Origin of the sequence: Micromonospora sp. WMMD735 (genome assembly GCF_049178995.1) — a bacterium.
In the GTDB taxonomy this organism is placed as follows: Bacteria; Actinomycetota; Actinomycetes; order Mycobacteriales; family Micromonosporaceae; genus Micromonospora; species Micromonospora wenchangensis.
In genome coordinates this window covers 6,888,339-6,900,505 of record NZ_JBMHMJ010000002.1, presented here as the reverse complement: position 1 = coordinate 6,900,505, position 12,167 = coordinate 6,888,339, and the positions used below count along the sequence as shown (strand labels likewise).

Below are 12,167 nucleotides of genomic sequence, written 5' to 3'. Positions count from 1 at the left end.
CACCCTCGGGTGCCGGGCACGCCCCGGTCGTTCAGCGTGCGAAGGTGCGCCTAGCGCTGGAGGGTGAGGACACCCGGCCGCCACGGCAGCAGGTTGTAGTCGGTGTTCGCGTTCGGGTCCTTGCCCTGGTAGAGCAACTGCAGGTTGCAGGCGTCGACGGTCTTGGTCTGGTCGGGGTTGGTGCGGACCAGGTCACCGTGGCTGATGTCGTTGGTCCACGTGGCTCCGCTGTTGGCCTTGCCGGCGAAGGGGTTGCTCTCGCTGGCGGCCTGCGGGGTCCACGAGCCGCCCAGGCTGCTGGACGTGAACGACCGGAAGTAGCGCTGCCCCTGGCTCCCGATCGCCTCGACGATCATCAGGTACTGGTTCTGGCCCGCCACCTTGTAGACCTCGACGCCCTCGAACAGGTTGTTGGTCGAGTCGGTCATGACCGTCGTGTAGCTCGAACCGAAGCTGCCCGGGAAGTTCCCCAGCGGCATGCTCGACCGGTAGATCTTGCCGTTGTCCCCGGCGAAGAACAGGTACATGTTCTGGTCGTCACCGATGAGGGTCTGGTCGATCACCCCGTACGGGGCGTCCGGGAGGGTGGCGGTGGACAGCGTCTGCGCCGAGGACCAGCCGTTGGCGTTGGTCGGGTCGCTCGACGTCTTGTAGCTGAACGAGGTCGGTCCCCACTGGTACGCCAGCACCCAGATGTTCTTCGGGGCGAAGTACAGCAGGGTGGGCGCGACGGTGCCCTGGCTCATGCCGTTCTGGCTGGCCGAGGCCATGTCCGACCAGTTGGTGAACGTGCCGAAGTTCATCGAGCTGTACTGGCCGCTGCTGTTGACGTACGAGCCGTAGACCAGGTGCTTGCCGTTGTAGACGACGTTGGTGAAGTCCTTCAGCGAGACCCAGCCGTTCTTCGGGCTGGTCAGCGCGCCGGTCGAGGACCACCGGTAGGTCGACGGGAGCGCGCAGCCACCACCCGGGGGCGGCGTGGTCGTCGGCGGCGGGGTGGTCGGCGGCGCGGTGGTGGGCGGGTTGCTGCCACCGAAGTCGGTGCGCCACTGCTGGTTGGTCTGCCCGTGGCAGTCGTACAGCTGGACCTGCTGGCCGTTGCCGGTGCCCCAGACGTCCAGGCAGCGGCCGGACTGCACACCGCTGATGGTGCCGTTGGAGTTGATGTTCCACTGCTGGTTGGCCCCGCTGTTGCAGTCCCAGATGATGATCCCGGTGCCGTTGGCGGTGGCCGCGCCGTTCGCGTCCAGGCACTTGGTGCCGTAGACCCGCAGCTGCTTGCCGCTGGTGTACGTCCACTGCTGGTTGGACTGGCCGTTGCAGTCGTAGAGCTGCACCCGGGTGCCGTTGTTCTGGGTGGAGTTCGGCACGTCGATGCACCGGTTCGACGCCACGCCGACGATCCGGCCGGCACCGCCGCTCGGCGGCGGGGTCGTGGTCGGCGGGGGCGTGGTGGGCGGGCCCGTGGTCGGCCCGGAGGTCGGCGGCGCCGCGTTGAGCGCGTTGAGGACCGAGTTGTACGCGGCCTTCTTGTTGCCGCCGCCGTCGAACAGCAGCGGGTTCTCGTTGGAGCGCCAGGAGTCGCTGTCGCGCACGCCCCACACCGTGATGCCGATGCAGCGCGGCACGTTCAGGCAGGCCTGGGTCAGCCCGGCGTACTGGGTGGTGGAGGAGTTCGTGACGTCGACCTCGGTCAGCGCCACGTCCACGCCGAGGGCGGCGAAGCTGGACAGCGTGGTCTGGAAGTTGCTCGGCAGCGAGCTGCCCCCGGTGAAGTGGGTCTGCAGGCCGACGCAGTCGATCGGCACGCCCCGGGACTTGAAGTCCTGGATCATGCGGTAGACGCCCTGCGTCTTGCCGTACGACCAGTTCTCGATGTTGTAGTCGTTGTAGCAGAGCTTCACCGACGGGTCGGCGGCCCGCGCGGTGCGGAACGCCACCTCGATCCAGTCGTTGCCGGTGCCCTGCAGGTTCGACGACCGGCGGCTGCCGTCCTCGTTGAACGCCTCGTTGACCACGTCCCACGCGGCGAGCTTGCCCTTGTAGTGGCCCATCACGCCGTTGATGTGGTCGATCATCGCCTGGCGCAGGTTGCTGCCGCTCAGGCTCTGCATCCACGGCGGCTGCTGCGCGTGCCAGGCCAGGGTGTGCCCACGGACCTTCAGGCCGCGCTGGGTCGCCCAGTTGTAGATCTGGTCACCGGAGCTGAAGGTGAACTGGCCCCGCTGGGGCTGCGTCGCGTCCGGCTTCATCTCGTTCTCGGCCGTGATCATGTTGAACTCGCGGCCGGCGATCGTGCTGTAGGTCGAGTCGCCGAGCCGGCCGGCCGCGATGGCCGTGCCGAAGTACCGGCCCGACTGCGCGGCGGCCGCGCCCAGCGTGCTCGCGGCGGCGTTCGCCGACGGCATCATCACCGCGGCGGCTGCCACCGTCACGACGCCGACCGCGCCGGCGAGCAGCGCCCGGACGGCGGGGGATCGCCGTCGCCGGCCGCCGTCGTGGTGGACGGATGGACTCGTTGCCATCGTGGCCTCCTTGCTGGCCAACACCCGGGCCGTCGGGACGGGACGGCCGGACGTCTTCGGTTGTTAAATCTAGTACCGTCGATGTTTCCATCCTGCACCGGCCGGAACAAAGGTGTTTCGGAAAAGTTTCGGAACATTTTTGGCCCGGCCTGGTCCGACGTGACGTGGCCGGTCACCGCAGGTGCGGTGCCGGCCACGTCACGTCGATGCTCAGGAGACCGTGCAGGTGGCCCCGTTGAGCGTGAAGCTCGTCGGCTTCGGGTTGCTGCCGGTGTGGGTGCCGTTGAACCCGATGCTGGTGGACGCGCCGGGGGCCAACGCCCCGTTGTAGGTCATGCTGGTCGCGGTCACCGCCGTACCGGTCTGGGCGTACGTCGCCGACCAGCCCTGGCCGATCTTCTGCCCCGCGCTGGGGAAGGTGAAGGCCAGCGTCCAGCCGTTGAGCGCGGCCGTGCCGGTGTTGGTGACGGTGATGCTGGCGGTGAAACCGTTGGTCCAGTCGCTGGTGGTGTAACCGACCTTGCACGACGACGCGGGGTCGGTCGGGGGCGGGGTGGTCGGCGGCGGCGTGGTCGGCGGCGGGGTCACCGACCCGGTGGTCCGCACGGTGACCGTCGGCGACGGGGTGGACGGGTTGCCGGCCGCGTCCACCGCCACCACGTAGAACCCGTACGAGGTGTCAGGCGTCAGCCCGGTCACCTGGACGGTGGTGCCGGTGCTCGTGGCGACGACGAGATGGGCCGGCCAGGACGTCTTGTAGACCCGGTAACCGGTGACCCCGACGGTGTCGCTGGACGGCGTCCAGCTCAGGGTGACCCCGTTCGCGCCGATGTTCGACGCGGTCGGGGTGCCGGGCGGGGTCGGACCGGTGGTGTCCGGACCGGTGCCCGCCGGGGTGGCCACCGCGAGCGCCGACGACCACAACGAGCTGTTGCCGGCGCCGTCGCGGGCCATGACCGAGAACCGGTAGTTGGTGGCCGGCGAGAGGTTGGTCAGGGTCAGGCTGTTGGTGGTGGTGCGGTGCGACATCATCACGTCGCTGCCGACCGTCTCGCGCACGACGTCGTAGCCCGCCACGCCGCTGCCGCCGGTGTCGGTGGACGCGGCCCAGGTCAGCGTGACCGAGGTGGGGCCGATCGCCGAGACGACCGGGGTGCCGGGGACGGTGGGCGGGGTGGTGTCCGTCGGCGTCGAGGTCGGCTCGTCACCCCAGACCCGGGTGGTCCCGGCGTACAGCGGCACCTTCGGGTTCGGGCCGGCGGTGGCCTGGTACGACGGGTCGTTGGTCGGGTCCCAGGTGCCGCCCTCCGGTACGCCGATCTTGAACTGCACCTCCATCCGGTGCTGCGACTGCCCGGCCGGGGCGATCGTCTGACCGGTGCAGTCCACCTCGACGTACCAGATGTCGCCGGAGAGCTGCTTGGCGGTGGACGGCGACGGGCAGCCCTGGGTGTAGCCGGGGGTGACCTGCACGGCGGTGCTGCCCTCGGGGCGGAAGTAGTAGCGGAACTTCCCGTTGGTCAGCGCCCGCGCCGGGAACGCCGACTTGTTGTAGATGATCGCCTTGAGCCCGGTGGCCCGGGGCTCGGCCTGCATCACCGTGGTCTCCACGGTCAGCTCGGGGATGTCCGGCTGCTCGGCGGTGGGGAAGTTGGCGAGCGGGGCGCCGCCGTACTCCTGGGAGAGCCGGGCCAGGGCGGAGGTGAAACCGGCGTTGTAGTCGGTGGCGACCTCGTTCATCACGTAGTCCGACCGGCTGTCGGTGTAGGCGTCGTTGGCCGCCGACGGGCCGCCGACCAGCGCGCCGTAGAGCACGTGCCGGGTCTCCACCGGCACGGTCTGGCTGTCCCACCAGGAGCCGTGGGCGGTGCGGTGGTGCGGGTTCTTCGGCGCGTTGCTGCCGAACCCGATCACGTAGCTGGACTTGCGCGGGTTGTCGCCGAGCGCGTAGTTGATCTGCCGGACGGCGAAGTCGTGGAACCGGGCCTTGCGGGTGGCGTCGGTGGTCTTGTCGCTGTAGACCAGCGCCGCGAAGCTGGTGTTGGCGGCGTACCGCAGCGCGCCCCAGGAGTCGAGGACGGCCATCCCACCCGGCGAGTACGGCACCTTCTGGCCGTTGACGCCGACCGTCCAGTAGTCGAGCCACCGGTTGGCGTCGTCGACGTACTTCTGCTTGCCGGTCAGGTTGGCCAGCAGCACGTACGCCCCGAACTGCTTGTTGTCCCAGGCGATCGTCCACTTGTAGGACCGGGTGGTGGACTGCGGCTCGGTGCCGAGCTTGTCGTACTCGCTCTCGGCCTTGGCCAGGTAGCTCGCGTCACCGGTGGCCCGGTGCAGCCAGATCGCGCCCCAGACCAGTTCGTCCTGGTATCCGCTCCACGACTTGTAGAAGCTCGTCGCGTCGGTGATGCACTCGTGGTAGCTCTTGCGCACCGTGTCGGCGAACGTGTAGAGCTGCTTGGCGTGGGTGAGCAGCTTGTCGGCGTAGGCGGCGTCGGTGGGCCGGAACACCATCGACGACGCGGCCATCGCCGCCGCCGTCTCCCCCGCCAGATCCGCGCCGCCACAGCTCGCATCGATCTTGTACGCGGGCCGCGCCATCGGCAGCACCTCGGCCGGGCCCCACCACTTGTGGTCGTCGTCGCCCTTGCCGACCTGCCCGTAGAGCACGTTGGCCGAGGGGTGCGCCTTGATGAAGTAGTCGTTGACGAAGCGCAGGTTGTTCAGCAGCGGGGTGAGCTGGCCCGAGGCGACGTACCCGTCGCGGTACTCGACCGCGCCCCAGGCGAGCATGGTGGCGCTGAACGCCATCGGGAAGCCGAACTTCACGTGGTCACCGGCGTCGTACCAGCCGCCGGTGAGGTCCACGCCGACGTCCGCCCCGTCGGTGAGCGCGGAGTCGCCCCGCCAGGAGACCCGGTTCCAGGACGGCTTCTTGCCCGACTGCTGCGCCTCGTAGAACAGCAGCGACTTCTGCAGCGCCTCGGGGTAGTTGAACATGCCGGTGCCGGCGGCCTCGGCACGCCCGGCAGCGGTGGGGGCGGCCCCGGCGGTGAGCGGGAGCGCGCTGATGGCGAGAGTCAGACCGCTGGCCAGGGCGGCACCGGCGGCGAGCAGGCGGCGGAGCCGGGGCCGGCCCGCGCCCGACCGGCCGGGCCGGTTCGGGTGCTGCATGCGGAACTCCTGTCGGTGGTGCCTCCGACGACGCCCACCGGACGCGGGGACGGGGGCGTCGCGGGTGGTGGGCGTCGTCGGAGGCGGGTGGTGGTGAGAGGACCGAGGGAGTCGCGGGAGCGCTCCCATGGATGTGCGCCAATGTAATCGTTCGGTCATCGGTTTGTGAAGAGGCCAACCCCGACGACACCGGCGGAAGCTCCCCGGGCACCACCACCGCGACCGGACTAGCCTGGATCGATGTCGATGATCGAACAGGTGTCACTGGGGGTGACCGACGACCGTCGCGCCGGCCGGTTCTGGGCCGGGGCCCTCGGCTACGTCCGCCGGCCACCCCGCTACCCGGGGGACGGGTGGATCGTGCTGGAACCGCCACCCGACGCCGCCGGGGTGCCGCTGGCGATGGACGTCAGCGTCAGCCCGGTGTCGGATTTCCCCCGCATCCACCTCGACCTGCACGCGGGCGACCGGGATCTCGACGACGAGGTCGACCGGCTGTGCGCTCTGGGCGCCGAACGGGTCGACTGGCCGCACTACCCCACCGAGCCGGAGCCCGGCCAGCTGCCGTACGTCGTCCTCGCCGACACCGAGGGCAACCGGTTCTGCGTCTCCGGGCACCGCCGGGCCGGCGTCTTCTTCGGCTGACCGCCACCCCACCGACCGTGCACCCACCAACCGCACGCCCACCGGACCGACAGGCGGCGGCTCCGGGGCACCCGGGGCACAGCAGGCCCCGACGGGCTGCCCAGAACCAGTCCGGACATGGGCAGGGCCCCCGCACCGGGGGCCCTGCCTGTACACCGTTCTCCGCATCGGAGTTCGGCCACGCACCGGAAGGAAGCCCCCGCCCGGTGCCACACGGGTCGTCTCGATGAGCGGTGCCCGGTGGTCAGCAGACCCCGCCGGTCGCGCTCGTCCGCCGGGGACCGATCACGGCCGCACCGGGCCGACCGGTCCCGTCCGCGACCGGGCCGTCGCCCACCCGGGCGGACAGCGCGACGGTCACGGTGAGCAGGCTGCCGTCCCGCTCGATCGGCGCGGACCGGCCCAGCCGGGCCACCGTACGCACCATCGGCGTGTTCTCCGCCTGCGTGTGCAGGACCAGCGCCGCGAACCCGGCCCGCTCGGCGTGGGCGATCAGCCGGCGCAGCAGCCCGGTGCCCAGCCCCCGCCGCTGCCAGTCGTCGCGGACCAGCAGCGCCGCCTCCGCCTCGTCGCCCTCGACGAGCAGGTTGGCCAGCGCGACGACCGACTCCGCCGCCCCGCCGGAGCCGGTCGTCGTGGCCACCAGGGTCAGCCCCCGGGCGGGTTCCAGCAACCGGCGCAGCCGGGCCGGCGAGGGCAGCGCCGCCCCGCTCAGGTAGCGCCGCTGTCGGCTCTGCGCCGAGCAGCGCTCGTGCAGGTCGACCACGCCCGCCAGGTCGTCGGCGGTCGCCGGCCGGACGGTCAGCTCCGCCCCGTCGGGCAGCACCAGGACCACCCGGTCGGCCTCCCGCCGGGCCACCGCCGCCGCCAGCTCGACGAGCGCCTGCGCCCGCGCGTACTCGGCCGGGGTGAAGCTGGGCGCCTGCCGGCGCAGTTCGTACGAGCCGCCGGCCGGGTCGGTCAGCAGCATGGTCGTGGTGCCCACCGCGTCGTGCCCGGCGGCGGCCGTCGGCCGCCAGGTCACGTCGTCCGCGCCGAGCGTGGCCCGGAGCACCTCACCCGCCAGTTCCGGGTCACCGACCAGCCGGGTGGCCAGCCCGAGCACCCGGGTCGGCTGGTCGGCCAGGCCCCGCGCCTCGCTGCGGGCGACCCAGCAGTCCCGGCCCCGGCCCCGCTCGACGGCGGCGATCAGATCCGCCTCGTCGAGGGTGTCCGGCGCGTCGACGAGGAAGTCGTCCACCGCGCCGACCTCGGTGGTGTGCACCTGCACGGTGAGGATGTTGACCCCCCGCAACGCGAGACTCGCGGTGAGGACCGACAGGTATCCCGGCCGGTCGTCCACGGTCGCGCGAACCCGCCACAGCGCCATGTCCACTCCCTTCCCCAGCACGAAGCCTGCCCGCGGCCTGTTGCCGTGGCGTTGCCCGGCGGTGTCGCACCGGCAACCGTCCGCCCAGGTCAGGTGACGGTGGTCACCGACCGCGGGCCGACCAGGTCGAGCCGGTCGCCGAGGATCACCGCGCTGGCCCGGACGAGCTGGGCGAGCCGGTCCACCTCGGTGGCGTGGAACCCGGCGGCGGTCAGCGGCTCGGTGTGGTCCCGGGCGACCACCAGCACCAGCCCGGCCCGGCCGAACGGCGCGATCGCGTAGTGCGTGCCGTCGGCCATGGTCAGGGTGCGGGCCCGCAGCGGGGTCACCTCGGGCAGCCGGGGCGGCTCGGGCGCGCGCCAGCTGGCGTGCCCGACGGTCGCCGTCCCCGCACCGGCCCGCGAGGCCCAGTCCACCGGCACGACGGCCGCCACCGCCCAGTCCGCGGCGAGCAGCCCCGGCACCGCGTCGACCAGGGTGGCCACCCCGTCGGTGGGGTTCGCCGCCACCTGGGCGAGCAGTTCGGCGTCCTGACCGGTGGTGGTCGGTGCGCCGATCGCCCGCCACACCCCGTCGACGCGCACCCCGGGGATGGCGGCCAGCCCCGCGAGCAGCCCCTCGACCCGGGCGGCACCGGGCCAGACCACGGTGAAGTCGTCCACCGCCCGGCCGCCGAGCCGTTCCAGCACCACGACCTGGACGATGTCCGCCCCGGAGACGCCGAGCGTGCGGGCCACCTGGCCGAGTGTCCCGGGTCGGTCCGGCAGGGTCACCCGAACTCTCAGCAACATGTCTGTCCCTCCGCTCGGCGGGCCGACCGCACACGGCCGGCAGGCTGGTCCCCAGCCTGCCGGTTGACCATTTCGCCCCTGTTGCCGTGGCATGTCCCGGGCGGAAAATCGCTGACCTTGACAACCCGGCTGACCTGCCATCAACTATGCGGATGACCGAGCCGGCCGTCGACGCGTCCCACGACGGCGGCTCCCCCGGCGGCCCGACGCCCCCCGGGCTGGATCTCGACCGGTTGACCGGATGGCTGGCCACGCACCGGCCGGAGCTGGCGGCCGGCGGGCCGCTGCGGGCCAGCCTGATCGCCGGCGGCAAGTCCAACCTGACCTACCTGCTGCACTGCGGCGGGCACGAGCTGGTGCTGCGCCGCCCGCCGCTGGGGCACGTGCTGGCCACCGCGCACGACATGGCCCGCGAGCACCGGGTGATCGCCGCGCTCGCGCCGACCGCCGTGCCGGTGCCCGGGGTGGTGCTGCTCTGTGTCGACCCGGCGGTGATCGGGGCACCCTTCTACCTGATGCACCGGGTGCCGGGCGAGGTGCTGCGCACCCGGGCCCAGACCGACCCGCTCACCGACGGGCAACGCCGCGACCTGGCCTGGGCGATGATGGACACCCTCGCCGCCCTGCACACCGTCGACCCGGCCGAGGTCGGGCTGGCCGACTTCGGCCGTCCGGAGGGCTACCTCGGCCGGCAGGTACGACGCTGGGCCGGCCAGCTCGACCGGTCCCGCAGCCGGGAGCTGCCCGGGGTGGACGAGCTGCGCGACGCGCTGGCCGCCTCGGTGCCCGAGGGGGTGAACGCCGGCCGGATCGTGCACGGCGACTACCGGCTGGACAACCTGCTCACCACGGTCGACCCGGTGTCGGTCCGGGCGGTGCTGGACTGGGAGATGGCGACCCTGGGCGACCCGCTGGCCGACCTCGGGCTGCTGCTGACGTACTGGGACGTGCTCGGCGACAGCGACCTCGCCGAGGGCAACCCGGTCGCCGACGGGCTCGGCCCGCGCGCCGGCTTCCCCACCGGCGACGAGCTGATCGCCCGGTACGCCGGCCGCAGCGGCGTCGACGTGGGGCCGCTGCACTGGCACCTGGCCCTCGGCTGTTTCAAGCTCGCGGTGATCTGCGAGGGCATCCACTACCGGCACACCCTGGGGCAGACCCTCGGCGGTGGGTTCGACCGGATCGGCGACATGGTGACGCCCCTGGTGGAGCACGGTCTGCACGCGGTCAGGGGGAACTGATGGACTTCGGCTACGACGCCCGTACCGTCGAGCTGCGGGAGCGGCTCGGCGCGTTCCTCGACGAGTGCGTCCTGCCGGCCGAGGCGGTGCACGCCGCGCAGGTCGCCGCGGCGGGTGACCCGTGGTCGCGGTCCCCGGTGCTCGACGAGCTGAAGGTCGAGGCGCGACGGCGCGGCCTGTGGAACCTCTTCCTGCCCGATCCGCGCTACGGCGCCGGGCTGACGAACCTCCAGTACGCCCCGCTCGCCGAGTTGACCGGGCGCAGCCCGCACCTGGCCCCCGAGGCGGTCAACTGCGCCGCCCCGGACACCGGCAACATGGAGCTGCTCGCCGAGTTCGGCACCGGCGCGCAGCGCGACAGGTGGCTCGCGCCGCTGCTGGCCGGCGAGATCCGCTCGGCGTTCTGCATGACCGAGCCCGAGGTGGCCTCCTCCGACGCCACCAACATCGCCACCCGGATCGTCCGCGACGGCGACCACTACGTGGTCAACGGGCGCAAGTGGTGGTCGTCCGGGGCGATGGACCCCCGGTGCGAGCTGTTCATCGTGATGGGCAAGACCGACCCGGACGCCGACCGGCACCGCCAGCAGAGCATGGTGCTGGTGCCCCGGGACACCCCGGGCGTGCACGTCCGCCGGGGCATGACGGTCTTCGGCTACACCGACGCCCCGCACGGCGGGCACGCCGAGATCGACTTCGTCGACGTCCGGGTGCCGGCGGAGAACCTGGTCGGCACCGAGGGGGGCGGGTTCGCCATCGCCCAGGCCCGGCTCGGGCCGGGCCGCATCCACCACTGCATGCGCCTGGTCGGGATGGCCGAGCGGGCCCTGGAGCTGCTCTGCCGGCGGGCCAACGAGCGGATCGCGTTCGGTCGGCCGCTCGCCGAGCAGGGCGTGGTCCGGGAGTGGATCGCCGAGTCCCGGGTACGGATCGAGCAGGCCCGGCTGCTGGTGCTCAAGACCGCCTGGCTGATGGACACCGTCGGCAACAAGGGCGCGCACACCGAGATCCAGGCCATCAAGATCGCTACGCCGGCGATGGCCGAGTGGGTGATCGACAAGGCGATCCAGGGGTACGGCGGTGCCGGGGTCAGTCAGGACACCCCGCTCGCCGGGCTCTGGGCCCAGGCCCGCACCCTGCGGCTCGCCGACGGCCCGGACGAGGTGCACCGCGCGTCCCTGGCCAAGCGGGAACTGCGCCGCTGGTCCTGAGGCCGGAGCCGCTGGCCCGAACCGACGTCACCGGCGCGTCAGGCCACCCGGAGGTGGAGGTCGGAGCTGTCGAAGCGTTTCAGGTGGAGGCACGCTGGATGAGTTCGGTGTCCAGCAGGATGTGCGGGGTGGGGATCTCGTCGCCCCGGATGCGGGCCACCAGCAGCCGGGCCATCTGCCGGCCCATCTCCTCCACCGGCTGGAAGACCGTGGTCAGCGGCGGATCGGCCTGCTGGGCGACAGGCGAGTCGTCGAACCCGATGATCGCCACGTCCTCGGGCACCCGTCGGCCCGACTCGCGCAACGTCCGCAGCGCGCCGAACGCCATCAGGTCGGAGGCGACGAAGACCGCGTCCAGCTCGGGGCAGGCCTCCAGCAGCCGCCGCATGCACGCCGCGCCGCTGCCCTCGCTGAAGTCCCCGTAGGCGATCATGCGGGGGTCGAGCATCCCGACGGTGGACTCCACCGCCTCTCGGTAGCCGACCAGGCGGGCGAGGCCGGCGCCCATGTCCTGCGGGCCGGCGATGGTGGCGATCCGGCGGCGGCCCTGCCGGGCCAGGTGCTGCACCGCGTTGCGGGCGCCACCGACGTTGTCGACGTCGACGAACCAGGACGGCCGCGCACCCGGGCGCAGCATCCGGGCAGGCCGACCGCCGAGCACGGTGGGCAGGTCGCGCTCCTCCAGCAGGGTGGGCAGCGGGTCCGAGTCGTGCAGCGACAGCAGCAGGACCCCGTCGACGTGCTGGTTGGTCAGGTGGTTCTCGACCCGTTCCCGTTCGATCGGGGACTGCACCATGGCGAGCCAGAGTTGCAGCGGCGTCTCCAGCAGGCCGGAGCTGACGCCCCGGACGATGCCGGCGAAGAACGGCTCGGTGAAGACCCGCTCCCCCGACTCGGAGACCACCAGGGCCACCGAGTCGGTCCGCTGGGTGACCAGTGCCCGTGCCGCCCGGTTCGGGACGTACCCCAGTTCGGCGATGGCCTGTTGGACGGCGGCCCGGGCCTCCGGGCTGACCTGGGGTGAGCCGTTGACCACCCGGGAGACCGTGCCCCGCCCGACACCCGCGCGGGCGGCGACCGCGTCGAGGGTCGGGCGCCCGAGTGACCGGGTGCGTTGCGTTGTCATCGTCTGCTCCTCCGACGTCGGACGGTCCCCGCCGTCCGCCCCCGGGGGCGGGCGGCGCGGCGGGGCCGTCCGGAATGCTGGCTGG

The 12,167-nt window shown here is 72.3% G+C and carries 8 protein-coding genes; 3 read left to right on the top strand and 5 right to left on the bottom strand.

Annotated features, from left to right (window positions below):
* Positions 1-50: 50 nt before the first annotated feature.
* Together ACN268_RS30270 and ACN268_RS30265 are read right to left on the bottom strand one after the other, a co-directional pair.
* A complete protein-coding gene (locus ACN268_RS30270) occupies positions 51-2,525 on the bottom strand; it encodes a non-reducing end alpha-L-arabinofuranosidase family hydrolase (protein ID WP_421486443.1) in 2,475 nt (824 codons plus the stop codon).
* A gap of 210 nt (positions 2,526-2,735) precedes the next feature.
* Complete coding sequence (locus ACN268_RS30265; RefSeq protein ID WP_421486442.1) at positions 2,736-5,699, bottom strand: glycoside hydrolase family 9 protein; 2,964 nt, start codon at positions 5,697-5,699, stop codon at positions 2,736-2,738.
* A gap of 240 nt (positions 5,700-5,939) precedes the next feature.
* Between ACN268_RS30265 and ACN268_RS30260 the strand changes: the two genes are divergently transcribed.
* Complete coding sequence (locus ACN268_RS30260; RefSeq protein WP_421486440.1) at positions 5,940-6,344, top strand: VOC family protein; 405 nt, start codon at positions 5,940-5,942, stop codon at positions 6,342-6,344.
* Between the two features lie 244 nt (positions 6,345-6,588).
* On the opposite strand, the gene ACN268_RS30255 is transcribed toward ACN268_RS30260, so the two are convergent.
* A complete protein-coding gene (locus tag ACN268_RS30255; protein WP_421486439.1) occupies positions 6,589-7,713 on the bottom strand; it encodes a GNAT family N-acetyltransferase in 1,125 nt (374 codons plus the stop codon).
* Between the two features lie 89 nt (positions 7,714-7,802).
* Positions 7,803-8,504, bottom strand: a complete 702-nt coding sequence (locus ACN268_RS30250; protein ID WP_282272364.1) for an amino acid-binding protein — start codon at positions 8,502-8,504, stop codon at positions 7,803-7,805.
* Positions 8,505-8,656: 152 nt separating this feature from the next.
* Between ACN268_RS30250 and ACN268_RS30245 the strand changes: the two genes are divergently transcribed.
* Both ACN268_RS30245 and ACN268_RS30240 read left to right on the top strand, forming a co-directional pair.
* Positions 8,657-9,745, top strand: coding sequence for a phosphotransferase family protein (locus tag ACN268_RS30245; protein WP_421486437.1), 1,089 nt, complete (start codon positions 8,657-8,659; stop codon positions 9,743-9,745).
* Complete coding sequence (locus tag ACN268_RS30240) at positions 9,745-10,956, top strand: acyl-CoA dehydrogenase family protein (RefSeq protein ID WP_421486435.1); 1,212 nt, start codon at positions 9,745-9,747, stop codon at positions 10,954-10,956. The genes ACN268_RS30245 and ACN268_RS30240 overlap by 1 nt, the downstream gene beginning before the upstream one ends.
* 79 nt (positions 10,957-11,035) lie before the next feature.
* Here the strand turns inward: ACN268_RS30240 and ACN268_RS30235 are convergent, their stop codons facing one another.
* Positions 11,036-12,082, bottom strand: coding sequence for a LacI family DNA-binding transcriptional regulator (locus tag ACN268_RS30235; protein WP_088645450.1), 1,047 nt, complete (start codon positions 12,080-12,082; stop codon positions 11,036-11,038).
* Between the last annotated feature and the right edge of the window lie 85 nt (positions 12,083-12,167).